Annotated in this window: 14 protein-coding genes, 1 tRNA gene and 2 riboswitches; of the genes, 5 read left to right on the forward strand and 10 right to left on the reverse strand. The window is 68.7% G+C overall.

Translation table 11 applies throughout. The features are described 5' to 3' along the window. Positions 1-82: 82 nt before the first annotated feature. The 5 genes from gcvP to WS54_RS13860 all read right to left on the reverse strand — a co-directional run bounded on the left by gcvP (position 83) and on the right by WS54_RS13860 (position 6,961). Positions 83-3,010, reverse strand: coding sequence for an aminomethyl-transferring glycine dehydrogenase (gene gcvP / locus WS54_RS13840; protein WP_059780399.1), 2,928 nt, complete (start codon positions 3,008-3,010; stop codon positions 83-85). Between the two features lie 58 nt (positions 3,011-3,068). Then, positions 3,069-3,449: a glycine cleavage system protein GcvH gene (gene gcvH / locus WS54_RS13845; protein WP_059780398.1), complete on the reverse strand. Its 381-nt coding sequence runs from the start codon at positions 3,447-3,449 to the stop codon at positions 3,069-3,071. Positions 3,450-3,573: 124 nt separating this feature from the next. Continuing rightward, positions 3,574-4,692 (reverse strand): glycine cleavage system aminomethyltransferase GcvT, encoded by a 1,119-nt coding sequence (gcvT, locus tag WS54_RS13850; protein WP_034209610.1) that lies wholly within the window; start codon positions 4,690-4,692, stop codon positions 3,574-3,576. An 83-nt stretch (positions 4,693-4,775) separates the two neighbouring features. Next, positions 4,776-4,909: riboswitch (glycine riboswitch) on the reverse strand. A 34-nt stretch (positions 4,910-4,943) separates the two neighbouring features. After that, positions 4,944-5,045, reverse strand: a riboswitch (glycine riboswitch). Between the two features lie 113 nt (positions 5,046-5,158). Continuing rightward, complete coding sequence (locus WS54_RS13855; protein WP_034209609.1) at positions 5,159-5,521, reverse strand: hypothetical protein; 363 nt, start codon at positions 5,519-5,521, stop codon at positions 5,159-5,161. A gap of 387 nt (positions 5,522-5,908) precedes the next feature. Then, positions 5,909-6,961 (reverse strand): oxidoreductase, encoded by a 1,053-nt coding sequence (locus tag WS54_RS13860; RefSeq protein WP_034209607.1) that lies wholly within the window; start codon positions 6,959-6,961, stop codon positions 5,909-5,911. Positions 6,962-7,630: 669 nt separating this feature from the next. On the opposite strand from WS54_RS13860, the gene WS54_RS13865 reads away from it, so the two are divergent. Next, the gene (locus tag WS54_RS13865; protein ID WP_034209606.1) at positions 7,631-9,718 is read left to right on the forward strand and encodes a UvrD-helicase domain-containing protein; all 2,088 of its coding nucleotides are present in this window, start codon (positions 7,631-7,633) and stop codon (positions 9,716-9,718) included. A gap of 105 nt (positions 9,719-9,823) precedes the next feature. Here WS54_RS13865 and WS54_RS13870 read toward each other — a convergent pair whose 3' ends face one another. After that, positions 9,824-10,711 carry a c-type cytochrome gene (locus WS54_RS13870; protein WP_059780397.1) on the reverse strand — a complete coding sequence of 296 codons (888 nt, stop codon included), beginning with the start codon at positions 10,709-10,711 and terminating at the stop codon, positions 9,824-9,826. A gap of 251 nt (positions 10,712-10,962) precedes the next feature. Here WS54_RS13870 and WS54_RS13875 point away from each other — a divergent pair. From WS54_RS13875 to WS54_RS13890, 4 genes are all read left to right on the forward strand, one after another. Then, positions 10,963-11,038: transfer RNA gene (locus WS54_RS13875), tRNA-Arg, on the forward strand. 199 nt (positions 11,039-11,237) lie between these two features. After that, a complete protein-coding gene (locus WS54_RS13880; protein ID WP_059780396.1) occupies positions 11,238-12,851 on the forward strand; it encodes a TIGR04222 domain-containing membrane protein in 1,614 nt (537 codons plus the stop codon). A 207-nt stretch (positions 12,852-13,058) separates the two neighbouring features. After that, a complete protein-coding gene (locus WS54_RS13885) occupies positions 13,059-15,002 on the forward strand; it encodes a tetratricopeptide repeat protein (protein WP_442861317.1) in 1,944 nt (647 codons plus the stop codon). A 122-nt stretch (positions 15,003-15,124) separates the two neighbouring features. Continuing rightward, the gene (locus WS54_RS13890; protein WP_059780394.1) at positions 15,125-15,787 is read left to right on the forward strand and encodes an acetyltransferase; all 663 of its coding nucleotides are present in this window, start codon (positions 15,125-15,127) and stop codon (positions 15,785-15,787) included. Positions 15,788-15,797: 10 nt separating this feature from the next. Here WS54_RS13890 and vioA read toward each other — a convergent pair whose 3' ends face one another. The 4 genes from vioA to fliD form a co-directional block, all read right to left on the reverse strand. Beyond that, positions 15,798-16,940, reverse strand: coding sequence for a dTDP-4-amino-4,6-dideoxy-D-glucose aminotransferase VioA (gene vioA, locus WS54_RS13895; RefSeq protein ID WP_059780393.1), 1,143 nt, complete (start codon positions 16,938-16,940; stop codon positions 15,798-15,800). Positions 16,941-16,968: 28 nt separating this feature from the next. Beyond that, entirely contained in the window at positions 16,969-19,317 is a 2,349-nt protein-coding gene (locus WS54_RS13900) for a tetratricopeptide repeat protein (RefSeq protein WP_059780392.1), read from the reverse strand. 259 nt (positions 19,318-19,576) lie between these two features. After that, positions 19,577-19,876, reverse strand: coding sequence for a flagellar protein FliT (locus WS54_RS13905; RefSeq protein WP_034209594.1), 300 nt, complete (start codon positions 19,874-19,876; stop codon positions 19,577-19,579). Positions 19,877-19,901: 25 nt separating this feature from the next. Beyond that, positions 19,902-21,410 (reverse strand): flagellar filament capping protein FliD, encoded by a 1,509-nt coding sequence (gene fliD, locus WS54_RS13910; RefSeq protein ID WP_059780391.1) that lies wholly within the window; start codon positions 21,408-21,410, stop codon positions 19,902-19,904. Positions 21,411-21,494 lie beyond the last annotated feature (84 nt).

Consider the following 21,494-nt stretch of genomic DNA (forward strand, 5'->3'; position numbering starts at 1 on the left):
GGCCCGACGAACGCAAAAACCGCACGCAACCGGGGTTGCGTGCGGTGCGGTCACCGTCGGTCGGCTCCGGGCGTGACGCGCGTTATGCGTAGTCCGACACCGGCACGCACGAGCAGAACAGGTTGCGGTCGCCGTACGCGTTGTCCGCGCGGCCGACCGGCGGCCAGTACTTGTTCGTGCCGAGCGATGCGACCGGGTACGCGGCCTGCTCGCGCGAGTACGCATGCGGCCATTCGTTCGCGGTGACGACGGCGGCCGTGTGCGGCGCGTGACGCAGCGGGTTGTCCTCGCGATCGGCGCGGCCTTCCTCGACCGCGCGGATTTCCTCGCGGATCGCGATCATCGCGGCGATGAAGCGGTCGAGTTCTTCCTGCGATTCCGATTCGGTCGGCTCGACCATCAGCGTGCCCGGCACCGGGAAGCTCATCGTCGGCGCGTGGAAGCCGTAGTCCATCAGGCGCTTCGCGACGTCGTCGACGCTGATGCCGCTCGTTTCCTTGATCGGCCGCAGGTCGAGAATGCACTCGTGCGCGACCAGCCCGCCCGGGCCCGAATACAGCACCGGGTAGTGCGGCGCGAGGCGCTTCGCGATGTAGTTCGCGTTGAGGATCGCGGTTTCGGTCGCGGCGGTCAGGTTCTTCGCGCCCATCATCGCGATGTACATCCACGAGATCGGCAGGATCGACGCCGAGCCGTACGGCGCGGCCGACACCGCGCCGATGCCGTCTTCCGCGCGTGCGTAGCCGGTCGAGCGCTGGTTCGGCAGGAACTTCGCGAGGTGCGCGCCGACCGCGACCGGGCCGACGCCCGGGCCGCCGCCGCCGTGCGGGATGCAGAAGGTCTTGTGCAGGTTCAGGTGCGACACGTCGCCGCCGAACTGGCCCGGCGCGGTCAGGCCGACCATCGCGTTCATGTTCGCGCCGTCGACGTACACCTGGCCGCCGTGCGCGTGGACGATCTCGCAGATCTCGCGGACGTTCTGCTCGAACACGCCGTGCGTCGACGGATACGTGATCATGATCGCCGCGAGGTTCTTCGAGTGCTGCTCGGCCTTCGCCTTCAGGTCGGCGATGTCGACGTTGCCCTGCGCGTCGCACGCGACGACCACGACCTTCATGCCGGCCATGTGCGCGGACGCCGGGTTCGTGCCGTGCGCGGACGCCGGGATCAGGCACACGTCGCGATGGCCTTCGCCGCGCGATGCGTGGTACGCGTGGATGATCAGCAGGCCCGCGTACTCGCCCTGCGAGCCCGCATTCGGTTGCAGCGACACGGCTGCGTAGCCGGTGGCCGCGACGAGCATCTGTTCGAGCTGGTCGATCATCTCGCGGTAGCCGACGGTCTGCTCGGCCGGCGCGAACGGGTGGATGCGGCCGAACTCGGGCCACGTGACGGGCAGCATTTCCGACGTCGCGTTCAGCTTCATCGTGCACGAGCCGAGCGGGATCATCGAGCGGTCGAGCGCGAGATCCTTGTCCGACAGGCTGCGCAGGTAGCGCAGCATTTCGGTTTCGGAATGATGGCGGTTGAACACGTGGTGCGTCAGGTACGCGCTCGTGCGCTCGAGGCCGGCCGGCAGCGCGGCGACGCCGTCGAGACCTGCGTCCAGCGCATCGACGGCCGGTGCCGTGCCGCCTGCGGCCTGCGCGAACACGTCGAGGAGATCGGCGAGGTCGTCGCGGGTCGTCGTTTCGTCGACCGACACGCCGACTTGCGTGTCGCTTACGCGGCGCAGGTTGATGCGCTTGGCCTTCGCGAGTTCGTGGACCTGCGCGGTGCGCGCGCCGGTATCGATCGTCAGCGTGTCGAAGAACGTGTCGTTGACGGTCGCGAAGCCGAGCTGTTTCACGCCGGCGGCCAGCAGCGCCGCGATGCGGTTCACGCGCAGCGCGATCGTCTTCAGGCCGTGCGGGCCGTGGTAGACCGCGTACATGCTCGCCATGATCGCGAGCAGCGCCTGCGCGGTACACACGTTCGACGTGGCCTTCTCGCGGCGGATGTGCTGTTCGCGCGTCTGCAGCGCGAGGCGCAGCGCGGGCTTGCCCTGCGCGTCGACGGTCACGCCGACGAGGCGGCCCGGCATCTGGCGCTTGAATTCGTCGCGCACCGCGAGATACGCGGCGTGCGGGCCGCCGAAGCCCATCGGCACGCCGAAGCGCTGCGTGTTGCCGACCGCGACGTCCGCACCCCATTCGCCGGGCGGCGTCAGCACGGTGAGCGCGAGCAGGTCGGCCGCGACGACCACGTGGCCGCCGGCCGCGTGGATCGCTTCGGTGAGCGAGCGGTAGTCGCGCACGTCGCCGTTCACGCCCGGGTACTGGAGCAGCACGCCGAACGCGTTTGCCTGCGCGGCGTCGGCGGCCGGGCCCGTCTTGACCTCGATGCCGATCGGCAGCGCGCGCGTGCGGATCACTTCAAGGGTTTGCGGCAGCACGTCGTCGGCGACGTAGAACACGTTCGACTTCGGCTTGCCGGTGCGCTGCAGCAGCGTCATCGCTTCGGCCGCGGCGGTGGCTTCATCCAGCAGCGAGGCATTCGAGATCGCGAGACCCGTGAGGTCGGCCACCATCTGCTGGAAGTTCAGGAGCGCCTCGAGGCGGCCCTGGGAAATTTCGGGCTGGTACGGCGTGTAGGCCGTGTACCACGCCGGGTTTTCGAGCACGTTGCGCAGGATCACGGCCGGCGTGTGCGTGTCGTGGTAGCCCTGGCCGATATACGAGCGGAACACCTGGTTCTTGTCCGCGAGCGCACGCAGCGCGGCGAGGGCTTCGGCCTCGCTCTTCGGCTGCGCGAAAGGCCCGAGCGGCAGCGTTTCGGCGCGGCGGATCGACGCGGGGATCACGGCGTCGATCAGGGCGGCGCGCGACGCGAAGCCGAGCGTGTCGAGCATGGCCTGCTGGCTGGCGGCGTCGGGGCCGATGTGGCGTTCGGCGAACGCGTCGTGCGTTTCGAGCGCGGCGAGCGAGAGGGGCGTGCGGTTCATCAGGCGGTCCGGGTGTTCGAGCTTCATGGCGTGACTCTGGTCCCGCGCGGGCCGAGGCCGGCGCCGCGCGGTTCGGGTAGGGAAATTAGTCGATCAGCTTGCTGTAGGCGTCGGCGTCGATCAGCTTGTCGGTCGATGCGCCGTCCGCGAGCTTGATCTTGAAGAGCCAGCTTGCGTACGCGTCGCTGTTGACCTGATCCGGCGCGTCGACGATCGCGCCATTGACTTCGACGATTTCGCCGGACACCGGCGAGTAGATGTCGGATGCCGCCTTCACCGATTCGACGACGCCGACGGCGTCGCCCGCCGTCACCGACTTGCCGACTTCGGGCAGCTCGAGGAAGACGATGTCGCCGAGCGTGCTCTGCGCGTGATCGGTGATGCCGACCGTCAGCGTGCCGTCGGCTTCGGTGCGGATCCACTCGTGTTCGTCGGTGTACTTCAGATCGGCCGGGACGTTGCTCATCGGATGCTCCTGGATAAAAAGGTGTGTTCGTTCTGCTGGCGCGCCGCCATGGTGCGCCGGATGGGGTTGCGCCGGGCGCCATCTCCCGGCTTGCCGGGAGGCGGCCCCGGCCGCTTCTCGGTCGTTACGCAGCGAGGACCTTGCCGTTGCGCACGAACGGCAGTTTTACCACGCGCGCGGGAAGATTCTTGTCTCGAATTTGCACCTGGACGGTGTCGCCGATCTGGACGGCCGTCGGCACGCGCGCGAACGCGATCGATTCCTGCATCGACGGCGAGAACGTGCCGCTCGTGATCTCGCCTTCGCCGTGCGGCGTGACGACCTTCTGGTGCGCGCGCAGCACGCCGCCCGCCTTGCCGTTTTCCTTCTGCAGGATCAGGCCGACGAACGCGGCGCGCGTGCCGTTGGCTTCCAGTGCGGCGCGGCCGACGAAGTCGCGCGGCGCGCTGAGGTCGACCGTCCAGGCGAGGCCCGCGTCGAGCGGGGAGACGGTATCGTCCATGTCCTGGCCGTACAGGTTCATGCCGGCCTCGAGGCGCAGCGTGTCGCGCGCGCCGAGCCCGCACGGGCGCACGCCGTTTTGCTGCAGCGCATTCCACAGCGCTACGACGTGCACGGCCGGGACGATCACTTCGAAGCCGTCTTCGCCGGTGTAGCCGGTGCGCGCGACGGTGAGATCGCCGAACGGCGTGCCGGCGACCTGCGCGGCGTTGAACGGCTTGAGCTCGCCGGTGGCCGCACGTGCGGACGGCACCGTCGCCCAGACCTTTTCGCGGGCGTTCGGACCCTGGACGGCGACGATCGCGAAATCGCGGCGCGGCGCGATCGTCAGGCCGTAACCGCCTTGCTCGTTCAACTGGTTGAACCACGCGATGTCTTTCTCGGCGGTGCCGGCGTTGACGACCACGCGGAAGAATTCTTCGGTGAAGTAATAGACGATCAGATCGTCGATGACGCCGCCCTGCGGGTTGAGCAGGCACGAGTAGAGCGCCTTGCCGGGCGTCTTGAGCTTGCCGACGTGGTTCGCGATCGCATGCTCGAAGAACGCGCGCACGCGGCTGCCGGTGAAATCGACGACGCACATGTGCGACACGTCGAACATGCCGGCGTCGGTGCGGACGGCCGCGTGCTCTTCGATCTGCGAGCCGTAGTTGACGGGCATGTCCCAGCCGCCGAAGTCGACCATGCGGGCATTGAGCGCGCGGTGCGCGGCGTTGAGCGGGGTGTGATTCAGTGCAGTCATCGAGGCCTCAGGCAAGGCGCTTGCGCGCGGATCAGAACGGCCATGTGCCGACCGCCGCGGCCGATGGCCTCGAGCAATCCGGTACATGCCCCTCTGTCCTCGATACCTGAGAGATTGCGCTGCGGGCCAAGCCCAGCGAGCGCGCGCCCCTTCGGTGGGCAGCTTGCCCGCGCAGCCAATGCGCTGCGGGCTACTGCCGCTCTCCAGAGTGCGGGGAACGTATTGCGCGCGCAGTGCGCGCACGCGGTTTCCCGACGCGGTCGGTCCTTTTGCCTGAGAGTTTGCGGGTGTGCCCCTTCGGCGGCGCAACCGGTGTCGGAACACCCGGTCGCACGCTCTCCCGACGCGTGCGGGCGACTGTACGCGAGCGGGTGGGCATTGTCAATTTGGGCAAAAGAATGTCGCTTCGCGACAAGCGGCGGCCCTGGGCGCCGCCGCGTCATCCGCTCCGCCAGGCGCCGGCGCGTTACTCGCCGATCGCGCGTGCGGCCGTGTCGAGTTCCTGATTCAGCACCCGCTGCTCGTCGCCGGACAGGCCGCCGTTGTGCTGGGCCGCCATGTCGCTCGCTTCCTGGCGGATCACGTCGAGGCGGTGGTGCAACTGCGCGCCATACGGCGGCGGGTAGTAGCCGCCGTTCACGCGCGCGTCGATCCGGCGGTGCAGGTTGTCGATCCGGCCCTGGACCTCCTGCATGCGGTCGTTCGCGACGACCTGCGGATTCGGTCGGGGCGGGGGCGCCTGCCGGGCCGGCCGCTGCGGCTGCACGATGCAGGCCGCGAGCGAGGAAACCAGGACGCAGCATGCTGCTGCGCGAATCAACCGTTGCATCAAATTCTCCTGACGGATGGGTGTCGGTTCGATTTTCGAGAAACGCGTCAGACCGGGCGACCGCTGACTTTCGTTCCCGCACCATTTGTAACGAAATGTTGAGGCGCCATGCCGCCGTGCCGCCGTGCCGCCGTGCCGCCGAGCCACGGAGCCACGGAGCCACGGAGTCACCGAGCCGACCTAGCCGACCTAGCCGACCGAGCTGACCGAGCTGACCGAGCTGACCGAGCTGACCGAGCTGACCGAGCTGACCGAGCCGCCGAGCCGCCGAGCCGACCGAGCCGACGGGGCCGACGGGGCCGCGGGCGGCAAACGCTACGGTGCGCGTGGCGCGTGGCGCGAGGCGTGGGATGCCGGCCGCGGCGGCGCCGCCCCGGCCGGCAACGATTAGACGATACGACGCACGAACGGCAGCCGGCGGCCGTCGTGCTCGCTCTGCGCGGCGAGCTCGATGATCGTCATCACGTCGACCGCGTCCTGCGCGGTGACGGGGAACGGCGCGCCGTCGCGGATCGATGCGGCGAGCGCGCGGTAGAACTCCGCGTACTGGCCGTCGAGCGTCGGCACCGGACGTTCGACCTCGACGTCGCCGTCGAGCACGCGCAGCAGGCCGGGCGGATTGCCGCCGCCGAATTCGACGTCGTCGGCGGTGAGGCCGGCCTTGAGCTGGTCTTCCTGCGTGTCGAGCCCGAACTTCTGGTAGCTGCCGCGCGTGCCGTGCAGCGTGAAGCGCGCGGGCTCGATCGCCGATAGCGCGCTCGCATGCAGCGCGACGTCCTTGTCCGGATAGCCGAGCAGCAGGTGCACGAAATCGGGCGCCGTGCCGTTGTCGCGGCGCGTCTTGACGGTGGCGCTCACGGTGTCCGGCGTGCCGAACAGCACGAGCGCCTGATCGATCAGGTGCGGGCCGAGGTCGAGCAGCAGGCCGCCGCCGCGGGCCGGCTCCTCGCGCCAGCGCGTGCGCGGCGTCGGCCGGAAGCGGTCGAAGTGCGACGCGAAGCAGGTGACGCGGCCGAGCTCGCCCGAGTCGACGATCCGGCGCACGGTGAGGAAATCGCCGTCCCAGCGGCGGTTGTGGAACGGCGCGAACAACCGGCTGCGTGCGTTCGCGAGCCGCGCGAGCGCGAGCGCCTCGTCGGCGGTGAGCGTGACCGGCTTGTCGACGACCACGTGGCGGCCGGCTTCGAGCACTTGGCGCGCGAGCGTGAAGTGCGTGTCGTTCGGCGTGGCGATCACCACGCATTCGATGTCGTCGAGGCCGAGCAGCGCGTCGAGGTCGGGGACGATGCGCGCCCCCGGATAGGCGGCGTGCGCGCGATCGGACTGACCCGTCGCGATCGCGGCGACTTCAGTGCGGCCGCTCGTGGCGATCACGGGCGCGTGGAACGTCGCGCCGGCGAAACCGAAACCCATCAAACCAATCCTGAGCAATGACGACATGGCAATTCCTGGCTGCGAAGGAAATTAAAGGATGGCGCGCCGAAGCGGCACGGAGACGACCGGCTATTTTGGCATGGCGCCGCCGCTTGCACAGACGCGTCGGGCGAAACGCGCGAAGCGATGCGGCGTTTGCGCGAGGCATGCCGGCATTTTGCGCGGGATGGGCGCCGTACGGCGTGACCAACTGACGCGCGGCGAGCCGTGGCGGCCAGCCTGCCTGGGAGCTGGCCGTCGCCGGCCACGCCGTCGCGCGGGCCGCTCGCCTCGGGCTGCCGCGGCGCGACGCGGCGCCGGCGCATGTAACGCCCCCGCACGGACGGCAGGGGGCCGACGGCGGCGGCGGCGAGCAGGTATTCCATGAGATCGATCCGGTGATGGCTCAGGAGAATTTGAAGCGGGCCGGCGGGTGGCGCCGGGGGAGTGCGTATTGTGTCCGATCGCAGCGCGGACGGGGCCGGATTGGCCGAACGGACAGGCGCGCCCCCGGCGAACGGACAGGGGGCGCCCGCCCGGCAAGCCTGCGCGCCCCTGCCCTGCGGCGCGCCCGAAATACACGCCGCCGACGTGTTAACATGCGCGTCCTGCCTGCGTGTGCGCCTGCTTCGCCAGCTTGCCGCGCACGGCATCCTCCCGGCGTTCCGCCGTCAACCAGCAACACCATCCGCCATCATGTCCGCAGGCCTCAATCCCGCTCAGAATGAAGCGGTGCGCTACCTCGACGGTCCCTGCCTCGTGCTCGCCGGCGCGGGCAGCGGCAAGACCCGCGTGATCACGCAGAAGATCGCGCACCTGATCGAAGCGAAAGGCTTCGAGCCGCGCCATATCGCCGCCGTCACGTTCACGAACAAGGCCGCCGCCGAAATGCGCGAGCGTGTGTCCAAGCTGCTGGAAGGCAAGACGCTCACCACGCCCGGCAAGGAAGGCCGCAAGGTGCCCGTCAATCAACTCACCGTCTGCACGTTCCACTCGCTCGGCGTGCAGATCCTGCGCCAGGAGGCCGAGCACGTCGGCCTGAAGCCGCAATTCTCGATCATGGATTCGGACGACTGCTTCGGGATGATCCAGGAGCAGCTCGGCACGACCGACAAGGGCCTGATCCGCAAGATCCAGAGCATCATCTCGCTGTGGAAGAACGGCCTGATCATGCCCGACGAGGCGATGGCGATCGCGGCCAACGAGGACGAGCACCAGGCCGCGCTGGTCTACCGCAACTACGTGGCGACGCTGCACGCGTACCAGGCGGTCGATTTCGACGACCTGATCCGCCTGCCGGCCGAGCTGTTCGCGAAGAACGAGCAGGTGCGCGACCGCTGGCAGAACAAGCTGCGCTACCTGCTGATCGACGAGTACCAGGACACCAATGCGTGCCAGTACGAGCTGCTCAAGCAGCTCGCGGGCCCGCGCGCCGCGTTCACGGCGGTCGGCGACGACGACCAGGCGATCTACGGCTGGCGCGGCGCGACGCTGGAGAACCTCGCGCAGCTCGGCAAGGATTTCCCGAAGCTGCACGTGATCAAGCTGGAGCAGAACTACCGGTCGACGGTGCGGATCCTGACCGCCGCGAACAACGTGATCGCGAACAACCCGAAGCTGTTCGAGAAGAAGCTGTGGTCCGAGCACGGGATGGGCGATTCGATCACCGTCACGGCATGCAACGACGAGGAACACGAGGCCGAATCGGTCGTGTTTCGGCTGTCCGCGCACAAGTTCGAGCGGCGTGCACAGTTCCGCGACTACGCGATCCTGTACCGCGGCAACTTCCAGGCGCGGATTTTCGAGCAGGTGCTGCGGCGCGAGCGGATTCCGTACGTGCTGTCGGGCGGCCAGTCGTTCTTCGACAAGGCCGAGATCAAGGACCTGTGCGCGTACCTGCGGCTGATCGCGAACGCCGATGACGATCCCGCGTTCATCCGCGCGGTCACGACGCCGCGCCGCGGGATCGGCAACACGACGCTCGAGGCGCTCGGGTCGTTCGCGGGGCAGGCGAAGGTGTCGCTGTTCGAGGCCGTGTACATGGGCGGGATCGAGGCGCGGCTGTCGGCGCGCCAGGTCGAGCCGCTGCGGATGTTCTGCGACTTCATCCAGCGCCTGACCGAGCGCGCGGACAAGGAGCCCGCGACCGTCGTGCTCGACGACATGATGGAGGCGATCCACTACGAGGCGTACCTGTACGACGCGTTCGACGAGCGGCAGGCGCAGTCGAAGTGGCAGAACGTGCTCGAATTCCTCGAATGGCTGAAGCGCAAGGGTACGAAGCCCGAGACGGACGCCGTCGACGGCGAGGCCGACGGTTTCCACAACGCGGACGGGCTCGCCGATACGGGCAAGAACCTGCTCGGCCTGATTCAGACCGTCGCGCTGATGTCGATGCTCGAAGGCAAGGACGAGGATCCGGACGCCGTGCGGCTGTCGACCGTCCATGCGTCGAAGGGGCTCGAATATCCGCACGTGTTCCTGGTCGGCGTCGAGGAAGGCATCATGCCGCACCGCGGCGGCAGCGAGGACGACGGCCCGATCGACAACGAACGGATCGAGGAGGAGCGCCGGCTGATGTACGTCGCGATCACCCGCGCGCAGCGCAGCCTGCACCTGAACTGGTGCAAGAAGCGCAAGCGGGCGCGCGAGACGGTCGTGTGCGAACCGTCGCGGTTCATTCCCGAGATGGGACTCGACGAAGCGCCGCCGCCGACGCCGGAAGAGGCGCCGATGTCGCCGAAGGACCGGCTCGCGAGCCTGAAGGCGTTGCTGCAGAAGTGACGCGGCGCCGCGCGTACGATGGCGCGACGAACCGGCAACACAAAACGAAACCCCCGCGATGCGCGTGCGTCGCGGGGGTTTTTTACGGATGGCCGGGCGGGAGCGTTACTTCGCCGCGTTGACCATGTAATCGACGGCCGCCTTCACGTCGGCATCCGACGCGTTCGATCCGCCCTTCGGCGGCATCGCGCCCTTGCCGTGCAGCGCGTAGTTGTAGACCGTGTCCATCGAATCCTTCAGGCGCGGCGCCCAGTCTTCCTTGCTGCCGAACTTCGGCGCGCCGAGCACGCCGGCCGCGTGGCAGGCCTGGCAGGTCGACGTGTACAGCGCCTTGCCGGCCGTTGCCGCATCGGCGGCGGCCGGGGCGGCCGCGGGTTTTTCGCCGGCCTTCGGGATCGCGGCGATCGCAGCCATGGCGGCGGCGGCTTGCGCGTTCGACGCGTCGGCGCCCGACGCGGGTGCGCCGCTGGCGGGCTGCGCCGCGTTGGCGGCCGGTGCGGCCGGCTCGGGGAAGTTCGCGCCGTCGTTGTTCGCCATGTAGACGATCGCGCGCGCAATCTCATAGTCGCTGACGTCGTCGGGGCTCGTGCCGCCGCGCGCCGGCATCGCGCCCTTGCCCGCGAGGGCCGTCTTCAGCAGCGTGTCGAAGCCTTGCGAGATGCGCGGCGCCCAGTCGTCCTTGTTGCCGAACTTCGGCGCGCCGGCGGCGCCGGTGCCGTGGCAGGTCACGCAGACGGCCTTGTAGACTTCCTCGCCCGTCTTGTACGTACGGGGCGCGTTGGCGTCCTTCACGTCGACCTTCGCGATCGGGGCGATACGTGCGGCGACCTGCTCGTCGGACAGCGCGTCCGTGCCGGCGCCGGAACGGAACGCATGGTTGGCGTAATTGGCGAACAGGACGATCAGGACGATCGGAATCGCGAACGACGCGATGATGACGGCAATCAGCTGCCCGGGGGTTTTGACGGGAGATTCGTGGGGTGCTTCGCTCATGCTTGCCTCGTCTCCGTGAATAGGAATTGTGAGCGCGGTGCAACGGCAAAATGGCAGTCCAATGAAGCACGGACGATTATAGACGGAACGTTTACATCACGGCGAGCGGTGCGATGGCGCGTGTTTACCCGCACGCAGGCTCGCCCGACGGCGATTCGGCGGGCGAGGTGGACGCGTCATGGGAAACCGGGTATCCTTGCCGTCTTGCCAATCGTGGGCGGCCTGTATATGGGGTCGCTTCACTGTCTCACGCGCCCGTAGCTCAATGGATAGAGTACTGCCCTCCGAAGGCAGGGGTTGCTGGTTCGATCCCAGCCGGGCGCGCCAAATAGCCTGATTCCAGGCGTCGAACTTCCCGATCCGTTGTTTCGAAGTCGCTCGAGCGTAGCGTCACCGCACGGCCGTCTCGCCATCGCGTCGTCATTTCCCCCGCTATTGCGCCGCCTTTCCGTTGTGCGAGAATCGCCCACAACGACAACTCCAAGCGTCGATCGCGGCGGCCGTCCGCGCATCGCGCCGACTCCCGATGGCTGCCATCCCGTCTACCTCGACCGCAGTCGCCGCGTGCGCGCCGACCGAGGCACAGCAGGCGCTGCTTGCGCGTCTGCACGCGTATTCCCCCGATGATCCTCACGCGCCGCTGCCGTACAGCCGGCGCCTCGCCGAAGCCGAAGGCTGGTCGCACGACCACGCGCTGGCCGTGATCGACGAATACAAGCGCTTCGCGTTCCTCGCACAGGCGGCCGGGCATCCGGTCACGCCGTCGGTCGCGGTCGATGCCGCGTGGCATTTCCATCTGCAATACACGCTCGAATACTGGGACGTGTTCTGCGCCGGCGTGTTGCGCGCGCCGCTGCACCACCTGCCCGGCACCGGCGCGCAGGACGAGGCCGCCGTGTACGCGCAGCGCTATCGCGACACGCTCGACAGCTATCGCCGGCTGTTCGGCTGCGAGCCGCCGGCATCGATCTGGCCGCGTCCCGTCGACCGGCCGGCCGATGCGAAGGCGGACGCGCAGCAGCCTGACGGCACGGCCTCCGCGCCGCCGCGCCGCACATGGCGCAACCGTCTGCCGAAACTCGCGTGGTCGGCGGCGGCCGCGAGCGTCGCCGCTACCTGCGCATCGGCGCAGGACTTCAACGTGCTGAATTACACGGGGCCGCAGTTTCTCGCGTTCTACGTGCCGGCCTGTGTCGTTGCGTTGCTGCTGATCGTCGCGCTCCAGGCTCTCGAATTTCGCGTCCGTCGCTGGGGGCGGCGTACGCGCAAGGCTTCGTCCGGGTTGAGCGCCGACGAAGTCGCCTATCTCACCGGCGGCGAAGCGCGGGTCGCGCAAGTCGTGACGATGTGGCTCGCGCATGCGGGCGCGGTCGTTCTGTGGACCCTTCCCCGGCACGGCGGTTACGTGAAGATCGCGGATCTCGAACGCGCGGGCCGGTACGACGATCACTGCGTGTGGCTCAAGGAGCAACCGTCCGGCACCGTGCGCTACGGCGTGTTTCGCGAGCGGCTTGCCGGGTATGCGCAGGAGGTGGTCGACGGGATGCGGGCGCAGGGCTGGTTCTGGGCGCCCGGCGAGTTGCGTGCGTCGCGCCTGGCCGCGCGCGCGATCGTGCTGCTCGTGCTCGGCACCGGCGCCGCGAAGCTCGCGGTCGGGTTGAGCCGCGGGCGGCCCGTGCTGCTGCTCGGCATCTGCATGGCGGTGTACGCGATCGCGTACCGGATCGTCGCGCGGCGACTGACCGGCTTCGGGCGGGGCGGCCCCACGGCGGCCGGGCGCGCCGCGTTGCTCGAGCGCCGGACTGCGCACGATCCGCGGGCCGCGCGTGAGGCGTCGCATGCGCGCAACGCGCAGGAAGCACGCGGGACACGCGACGCAGAACGCGACGATCCGGACCCGCTGTTGTGGACCGCCGCGCTGTTCGGCGCAGGCGCGCTGGCCGGTACCGCGTGGTCGGCGTATTCGGGCACGGTGCTGGCCGCCTCGCCGGTGCCGCCGGTTGCCGCGGCGAAAGCGGGCGGCGGCACGTCGTACGATTCGTCCGACAGCAGTTGCTCGTCGTCGAGCTGCAGTTCGTCGAGTTCGTGCAGTTCCAGTTCGTGCAGTTCGAGCAGTTGCGGCGGGTGTTCGTCGAGCTGAACGCGGACGGTGCCACGCACCGGAGGTCGGGCACGCGCCGGGCGGCAGGTCCATCGCCCGAACAGCCGCAAGGAATGGGCTCACATCACCGCATCGCCTGCATGCGCGCTTCGGTAACCTGTCGATCGACGCTTTCCGTGCCGAAACGGTTGTCCGGTCGCGACGCACGTCGCGCGCGCCGGGCCGCCGCGTCGACGGCCGGACGCGATGAATGTCCGCCGCTTTGCCCAGCCTTTCATGACGACGCTTGCTTCCGACGAATCCGCGTGCGTTCAACACGCCGCGACCTTGTGCCAGAACGGACGGTTTGCCGACGCGCTGTCGCGCGTCGCGCCGCTGCTCGATGCGCCCGCACCGGCCATTGCGGCGCTGCACGTCGCGGCCGTGTGCGCGCTTGGCCTGAACCGGATGGCCGACGCGGAAGCCTGGTGGCGACGCGCGATCGATGCCATGCCGGCGTTCGATCCGCCATACGAAGGACTTGGCGCGCTACTTGTGTCGCAGGGGCGGCTACCCGAGGCGGAGGTGATCGCCCGCCGGCAATTGGCGTCGGTCACGCCGTTGCGCGCGTCGCACCATCACCGGCTCGGCAAGGTGCTCGAAGCGCTCGGCCGGCTCGATGAGGCCGAACAGGCGTTCGGGCAGGCACTGTCGATCGAGCCGCGGTCGCCCGACGTGCTGACCGATCTCGGCAACCTGCTTCGCGTCCTCGCCCGGCCGGCGGAGGCGGAGCTCGCGTACCGGCTCGCGATCGCCGTTCGTGCCGATCACGTGCTCGCGCACGCGAATCTCGGCGCGATCCTCGTCGACATGCAGCGGCTGCCGGAAGCGGAGGCGGCCAGCCGGCAGACCATAGCGCTGTGTCCGGATCATCCGGAAGCGCATTACAACCTCGGTATCGCGCTGCAGAACCTCGATCGTTTGCCCGAAGCGGAAGCGGCCTATCGCGACGCCATCCGCTGCCGACCCGACCTGCCGCAGGCGCACAACAATCTCGGCTGCGTCCTGCGTGCGCAGGGCCGCCACGACGAAGCGGCCATCGCGTTCGCCGACGCGCTGGCGCTTGCGCCGCAGATGGCCGAAGCGCACTACAACCTCGGCACGACGTTCGCGCATGCGGGCCGCCTCGACGAAGCCGAACGCGCATACCGCCGCGCGCTCGAGCTGCGCGCCGACTACGACGACGCGCGCTTCGGGCTGGCGACGCTGCTGCTCAGTCGCGGACGGTTCGAGGAAGGGTGGCGCCGCTACGAGTCCCGCTACGAGCAGTCGACGTTCGTGCATCGCCGGACCCGCGAGGTGCTGCGGTGCGTGCAATGGCAAGGCGAGCCGCTGGCCGGCAAGACGTTGCTGGTCTGGCAGGAGGACGGCCTCGGCGACATGCTGCAGTTCAGCCGCTATTTCGCGGAGTTTCGCGCGCGGCAGGCGGCGCGCGTGGTGTTCGCGTGCCAGCCGGCGCTGCATCGGCTGATGGAGACGGTCGACGGCGTCGACGCGGTGCTCGATCACGAGACGGCCACCGCGCAGGCCGCGCAATTCGATTACTGGACGAGCCTGTTGAGCGCGCCGATGCACGCCGGCACGACACTCGACACGATCCCGCCGCCGGTGCGGTTCGTTCCCGAGCCGGCGCGCGTCGCCCGCTGGGGGGCGCGCCTCGATGCGCTGCCGACCGGCCCGCGCGTGGGCCTCGTGTGGAAAGGCAATCCGAAGCATCACAACGACGCGCACCGCTCGCTGCCGTCGCTGGCGTTGCTGACGCCGCTGTGGAGCGTGCCGGGCGTGAATTTCGTGAGCCTGCAGAAGGGGCAGGGCGAGGACGAGGCGCGGCATCCGCCGGGCGGCTTGCCGTTGCTGCACCTGGGCTCGGAGATCGACGATTTCGCCGATACGGCCGCGATCGTCGCGCAACTCGATCTCGTGGTGTGCGTCGACACGTCGACCGTGCATCTGGCCGCATCGCTCGGCAAGCCTTGCTGGGTGCTGCTGCCGAATCAGGACGTGGATTGGCGGTGGATGCACGACCGTGAGGATTCGCCGTGGTATCCGGGCACGGTGCGGCTGTTCCGGCGCGGGCGCGAAGAAAGCTGGATTCGGCTGGCCGAGCGGTTGAGGGGGGCGTTTGCTGCGTATTTTGCATCGCACGCGTGACGGCGGACGAAACGGCGCGTAGCGTCTGACGTGACGGCGCGCGCGGCACGGGCGCGACGACACGGCATACTGCGCGAAACGCGACCGTGCTGCCGCTGCTTATCAGATCAATCGAGGCCCTCGTGGAAAACATCATCATCGTCGGCTCCTCCGGTCACGCCAAGGTCGTGATCGACATCGTCGAACAGGCCGGCCGGTACCGGATCGCCGGGCTGATCGATTCGTTCCGGACGCCCGGCGAGCAGACGCTCGGCTACGCGGTGCTGGGCGCCGAGCGCGATGTGCCGCAACTGGTCGACCGGCACGGGATCGTCGGGCTGCTGGTCGCCATTGGCGACAATCATGCACGCGAGGCCGTGACGGCCGGGCTCGCGGCGCTCGTGCCGGGCCTGCCGCGCGTGTCGGCGGTGCATCCGGCCGCGTGCGTCGGCAAGGCGTCGACGATTGGCGCGGGCACGGTCGTGATGGCCGGCGCGGTGATCAACCCGAGCTGTTCGATCGGCGAAGGCTGCATCGTCAACACGAACGCGTCGCTCGACCACGACGGCGTGATGGCGGATTTCTCGAGCCTCGCACCGGGCGTCGTCACGGGCGGCAACTGCCGGATCGGCCGCGGCGCGGCGATCGGCCTCGGCGCGATGCTGCGGCACCGGATTGCGGTCGGCGAGCACAGCGTCGTCGGCGCGGGCGCGGTCGTCCTGCACGACGTCGAGCCGTACACGGTGGCGTACGGCAACCCGGCGCGCCGGATCCGCGCGCGCGCGGCCGACGAACGTTACTTGTAGATGCGGCGGGTCAGAAGGCGATCAGCTCGACGATGCGGCGGACCATGTCGTCAGTGAGCGCCGGGTAGATCGGCAGGCACAACACCTTGCGCGCGGCCTCCGTTGCGACCGGCAGGTTGTCGCGGCTGGCGGACGGCAGCCCGCGGTACATCGGAAATTCCGAAATCAGCGGATGGAAGTAGCGGCGCGCGTACACGTCGTAGTCGCGCAGCTTCTGGTACAGCGCATCGCGGTCGAGCGGATAGTCTTCGTCGACGAGGATCGCGAAATACGCGTGGTTCGCGACGGTCTGACCGCCGCGCGGCACGCAGTGGATGCCGGGCACGTCGGCCAGCAGCGTGCGGTACAACGCGTCGATCTCGCGGCGGCGTGCGAGTGCGCCGTCGATATGCTGCAACTGCAGCATCCCGAACGCGGCGTTGATTTCGCTCATCTTGCCGTTGATGCCAGGTGCGACGACGGTGACCTCGTCGACGAAGCCGAAGTTCTTCAGGTGGTCGATCCGCTGCTTGGTCTTCGCGTCGGGGCAAATGATCGCGCCGCCCTCGAACGTGTTGAACACCTTCGTCGCGTGAAAGCTCAGCACCGACAGGTCGCCGTGCGCGAGCACGCTGCCGTCGGCGTTCTGCACGCCGAACGCGTGCGCCGCGTCGTAGATCACGCGCAGGTTGTAGTTGTCGGCGATCTTCTGGATCGCGTCGACATCGCACGGGTTGCCGTAGCAATGCACGGGCATGATCGCGGTGGTGTGCGGCGTGATTGCCGCCTCGATGCGTGCGGGGTCGAGATTGAGCGTGCCGGGCGCGACGTCGACGAATACCGGTTTGATGCCGTTCCACAGCAGCGAATGGGCGGTCGCGACGAACGAGTACGGCGTCGTGATCACCTCGCCGGTAATGCGCAGTGCCTGCAGCGCGGTGACGAGCGCGAGGGTGCCGTTCGCGAACAGCGACAGGTACGGCACGCCGAGATAGTCGCACAGCGCGCGCTCGAACTGCTGGTGGAACGGGCCGCCATTCGTCAGCGTGCGGCTCTCCCAGATCTTCTCGAGATACGGCAGGAATTCCGCGAGCGGCGGCAGGTGCGGTTGCGTGACGTAGATGCGTTCGTGCGGCAGTTGCGCGACGGACGATGCGGGCAGGTTGGCGGTCATGGTGGTCTCTCTCGATAACGCGCGGCGCTCAGGCGTCGGCCGCGGCCTGTGCGGTCGTCACGTCGTCGAACAGCGGCGTGTCGAATGCGGTGACGGGCTCTCCCGCGCACCAGCGGGTCCACATCGTGCGCAGCGCCGACGACAGCCCGGCCGCGACGACGGCCGGGCGGAACGCGGCGGACGCTCCGCAGCGCGCGCGCAGGCCGGCGCGAAGCGCCTGCAGCGCGGCGGTGTCGCGGCTGAGCGCCAGCGCCCTCGCGACGAAATCGTTCTCGTCCGTCGCGATGTACGCATCGAGCCCGACATGCTGCAGCCAGCCCGCGCTACCGCGCCCGGCCATCGTCGCGCCGGGGATCGTCACGGTCGGCACGCCCATCCATAGCGCATTCAGCGTCGTCGTCGAACCGGTGTACGGGAACGCGTCGAGGCAGAGGTCGACGCCGTGATGCTGCTGCATGTAGACGGGGATGTTCGAGCGCCGGTGGAACGTCAGGCGGTTGGCGTCGATACCGGCGGCCGCGAACCATGCGGTCAGCGTCTGCTGGTCGCCGTCGCTGCCGATCGCGCCGAGCGCCATGCGCGCGGTCGGATCCGCGTGCAGCACGCGCGCCCAAACCTCGATCACGTGCGGGCTCAGCTTGTTCAGGCGGTTGAAGCTGGCGTAAGTCGTATAGCCGTTGTGCAGCGCCGGCAGCACGTTCACGGGCGGACAGTTCGGCGGCGGCATGAACGGCGCGATCGCGGGCAGTCGCACGATCTGTTCGACGAACTGGTCGTCGAATGCGCCGTGCGGCGCGACGAAGCGGTCCGTCAGGTAGTAGTCCATCTTGCTCAGGCCGGTCGTGGCCGGGTAGCCGATCCACGACGCTTGAACCGGCGCCGCGCGCTGCGCCAGCGCAACGAGCCGGTTGCGGCCGGTATGACCCGACAGGTCGATCACGATGTCGATATGGTCGTTGCGTACGCGTTCGAGGAAGGCCGTGTCGCTCATGCCGGCGACGTTGCGCCAGGTCGTGGCGTGGGCCTTGAAACGCTCGGACGTGTGATCTTCCTCGAAGTGATTGTGATAGAAGTGCATCGCAATGCCGGGATCGGCCGCGAGATGCTCGATCACGGGCACTGCGTAGGAGGCGACCGCGTGGCTGAACAGGTCGCCCGACACGAAGCCGACCTGCAGCTTGCGCGCCGGGTCGCGCGAGTTCGAGAACACGGCCGCGCGCTTGCGCTTTTGATTGTCGTAGCGCTCGCCGAACTTGCGGTGTTCCGCCACGAGCGTCTGCGGATCGAAGTCGCTGCTGTGCGCGATACAGAACAGCATGCTGCTGTGGGTGACGCTGTCGGCCGGATTGATTTCGATGGAGCGCTTCAGCCAGCCGATCGCTTCCTGCGTCGCGCCCAGTTCGAGCAGCACGAAGCCGAGCGTGCCGCATGGTGCAGCGGCGCCCGGCGCAAGCTCGACCGCCCGTCGGCAGGCCGCGATCGCTTCATCTGTGCGGCGCAGCGCGAACAGCACGAGACCGCGAATCCGCATGGCCTCCGCGTGATCGGGCTGGAGCTCGAGCAGGCGCTTGCACTGCTCGTCGGCCTCCGCGAGACGGTTCATCATCCGCAGCGTATCGGCGAGCAGGATGCGCACGAGGACTTCGTCCGGCAGCAATTCGATCGTGCGAAAGCCCGCTTCGATCATCTCCGCGAAGTGGCCTTCCCGGTGAAGCGATGCGGACAGCGCGCGCCAGCATGCGCCGTCTTTCGGGTAATCGGCGACCAACTGCCGCGCAAGCGCGGTGGCTTCCGCGTGCTTGTGCCTGTCGAACAGCGCTGCGTGCTTTTGCAGCAGCGTCTGATTGGGGCGACGGACCGGTTTGCCGGCGTCGCGCTGTTCGGCTGTCGCGCCGGCCGCGATTTCCTGGACGATCGCCGTGTCGATGTCGCTCGGGGCCGCGACCGCTGCCGTCGCGAGCACGACGTCGGGCGACGCCAGTTGCGCGATCAGCCCGTCGAGCGCCGGGCCTCGTACACCGCGCTGCTGCGCGATTTCGACCGCGATCCATGCGGCGGCCGTTTGCCCGGTGCGATGCAGCGCATGAATGTAGCTGACCCAGTAGTAGCCGTTGTCCGGGTTCGCGCCGATGGCGGCTTCGAAATGCGGCACCGCATCGGCCGCCTGACCCGTATCGACCATCAGCACCGCGAGGTTGTAGTGCGCGTCGCCATGCGCGGGCACCGCGTCGAGGATGGCCTCGTACAGCGCCCGGGCGTCGTCGAATGCGCCGCTGCGCTGGCGCTCGAGCGCGTTCTCCATGACGAGCGCAATGTCCTGCGCAAGCTGCTGTTCAGGCGTGAGCGCGGCGGAGGCGGGCGGTTCGGTCGAGAACATGATGAAATCTGCGGAAAGTCGGTCGATACCATTATCGGTAGCGCGCCGTCGCGCCGATGCCGCGAGATGACGGGAAAAGCCCGGTCAGTTTGGCCGATTGACCGGTCGGCCGACGGAGGGGTGGTGCGGCTGGCGACACCCCAAAAAAACGCCCGCACGAGGCGGGCGGGGAGGCGAACGAGCACGCCCTCACATCAGCGCGTAGTTCTTGTTGTCGGGTGGGCGGCGCGCACGTGTCGAGCACGCCGCGCGGCGCGTCTCAACGGCTCGCGATGCTCTGGTACTGGCCGACAGCCTGCACGCGGCTCATCGCCGCCTGGTATTCGTCGGTCAGCTCCTGCTGCGCGCGTTGCGCGTCGGCGAAGATGCGGTCGTTGCTGACCTGCATGCGGCGGATCGCGGCGATGCCGACGGGCGGCTGATCGGTCGAGAGCAGCGCGACGAGCTGCCAGCGCGCATCGGCGAGGCGCACGGCCTCGGCCCAGTCGGCCATCGTGGCCGCGTGTTCGATCGAGTCGGTCAGCGCGTCGATCCGGGCGATCAGTTCGGTCTGTTCCATCGAGGCTCTCCTGTCCGGCTAGCGGTCAGCTCTTGTTGTTCGCCAGCGCGCCGCCGCTGTTCGCGCCGCCGAACAGCTGGGTCAGGTATTGCGAGTTGCTGTTCATCGTCGCCATCAGCGTGTTGAGCGCGGTGAACTGCGCCTGGTACTGGGTGGTCAGCTGTGCCGCGTAGTTCGTCAGCGTCGTCTGCTGCTGGGCGACGTTCTTCAGATCGTTGCTGAGCGCGGTCGTGCGCGCGGCGATCAAACCGTTCGTCTTCGTGTAGTTCGTGATGTTCGTCGTCAACTGCTCGCCGATCCCGTTCGTCGAGTTGAACAGCGACGCGACGCCCGTCGGATTGTTCTGCAGCGCGCCGTTGAGCGCGGTGCTGTCGACCTTCAGCGTGCCGTCGGCCTGCAGCGTGACGCCGATCGACGCGAGGTTGACCGTCGAGCCGTTGCTGTTCACGCCGCTCGCGACGATCGACGCGAGCGCATTCTTGATCGTGTTGAGCGTCGAGTCGCCGAGCAGCGGGCCTTGCGACGACGCGCCGGACGTGAAGCTCGACAGCGAGCCCATCGTCGTGACGAGCGTGTTGTAGAGCGTCGCGAAGTTGTTGATCGCGGCGGCCTGGGATTTCGTGTCGGTCGCGACCGTCAACGTTTGCGGCTGCGTGGCGCTGACGGCGGCGCTGGTCAGGTTCAGCGTGACGCCGGTGATCGCGCTCGTCACGGTGTTGCTCGCGCTCGTGCCGGCGATCCCGTTGATCGTGAACGCGGCGTCCTGCGCGGCCGTGCTCTGCTTCCACGCGGCGCTGCCGTTCGCGGACGTGATCGTCGACTGGCCGCCCGTCGTGCTGGCCGTCGACGTGACGCCGAGGCTGGACAGGCCGTTGTCGCCCGCGACGTTGCTGAGGGCGACGCCGATCGTGCTCGCCGCGCCGGTCGGCGTCGAGCTGAGCACGAGGTGCGCGCCGTCGCTGCCGTTGACGACCGACGCGACGATGCCCGGGTTGCCGGTCGCGGAGTTGATCGCGGCGGCGATGCCGGACAGCGTGTTGTTGGTGTTGTTCACGTCGACGGTGAACGACTGGCTGCCGAGCGACAGCGTCATCGTGCCGGTGCCGAGCGCGGTCGACGCGCCGAACGCGGCCGACGACAGCGACTGCGACGTCGCGATCTGCGTGACGCCGACCGAGTAGCTGCCGGCCACCGCGCCGGCGCCCGCGGTCGCGGTGAGGCCGGTGCCGCTCGCGGTCGCGGTGAAGGTGTTCTGCAGCGAGCCGTTCGACAGCGTCGTGAGGCTGGCCTGCAGGGCGCTCAGCGCGGCCGACAGCGCGCCGTACGCGGAAATCTGGGTGTTGTCGCTGCTTTGCTGCGCGTTGAGCGCGGCGGCCTGACCCGCGGTCTTCGCATTGACGAGTGCCGTCACGAGCGAGTTGACGTCCATCGACGAGTTGCCGGTCGAACCGCTGATGATCGATTGGGCGGCTTGCTGCAGCGCGCTGTTGGCCGAGTTGTTGGCGGCGGTGACGGCGGGATTGATCGTCGACATCGTAGTGCTCCGTGCGGCGGGTGATCCGTGGAATTCTGGGGGAAGACCTGGCGGCGGGGCAACGCCCCGCGCGCCAAGTGCCTG

Source organism: Burkholderia sp. NRF60-BP8, assembly GCF_001522585.2.
Taxonomy (GTDB): Bacteria; Pseudomonadota; Gammaproteobacteria; order Burkholderiales; family Burkholderiaceae; genus Burkholderia.

Bases quoted from the DNA above. Each gene is read 5' to 3' on its own strand.
- gcvP (WP_059780399.1), bottom strand. From the start codon at position 3,010: ATGAAGCTCGAACACCCGGACCGCCTGATGAACCGCACGCCCCTCTCG.
- gcvH (WP_059780398.1), bottom strand. From the start codon at position 3,449: ATGAGCAACGTCCCGGCCGATCTGAAGTACACCGACGAACACGAGTGG.
- gcvT (WP_034209610.1), bottom strand. From the start codon at position 4,692: ATGACTGCACTGAATCACACCCCGCTCAACGCCGCGCACCGCGCGCTC.
- WS54_RS13855 (WP_034209609.1), bottom strand. From the start codon at position 5,521: ATGCAACGGTTGATTCGCGCAGCAGCATGCTGCGTCCTGGTTTCCTCG.
- WS54_RS13860 (WP_034209607.1), bottom strand. From the start codon at position 6,961: ATGTCGTCATTGCTCAGGATTGGTTTGATGGGTTTCGGTTTCGCCGGC.
- WS54_RS13865 (WP_034209606.1), top strand. From the start codon at position 7,631: ATGTCCGCAGGCCTCAATCCCGCTCAGAATGAAGCGGTGCGCTACCTC.
- WS54_RS13870 (WP_059780397.1), bottom strand. From the start codon at position 10,711: ATGAGCGAAGCACCCCACGAATCTCCCGTCAAAACCCCCGGGCAGCTG.
- WS54_RS13880 (WP_059780396.1), top strand. From the start codon at position 11,238: ATGGCTGCCATCCCGTCTACCTCGACCGCAGTCGCCGCGTGCGCGCCG.
- WS54_RS13885 (WP_442861317.1), top strand. From the start codon at position 13,059: ATGAATGTCCGCCGCTTTGCCCAGCCTTTCATGACGACGCTTGCTTCC.
- vioA (WP_059780393.1), bottom strand. From the start codon at position 16,940: ATGACCGCCAACCTGCCCGCATCGTCCGTCGCGCAACTGCCGCACGAA.
- WS54_RS13900 (WP_059780392.1), bottom strand. From the start codon at position 19,317: ATGTTCTCGACCGAACCGCCCGCCTCCGCCGCGCTCACGCCTGAACAG.
- WS54_RS13905 (WP_034209594.1), bottom strand. From the start codon at position 19,876: ATGGAACAGACCGAACTGATCGCCCGGATCGACGCGCTGACCGACTCG.
- fliD (WP_059780391.1), bottom strand. From the start codon at position 21,410: ATGTCGACGATCAATCCCGCCGTCACCGCCGCCAACAACTCGGCCAAC.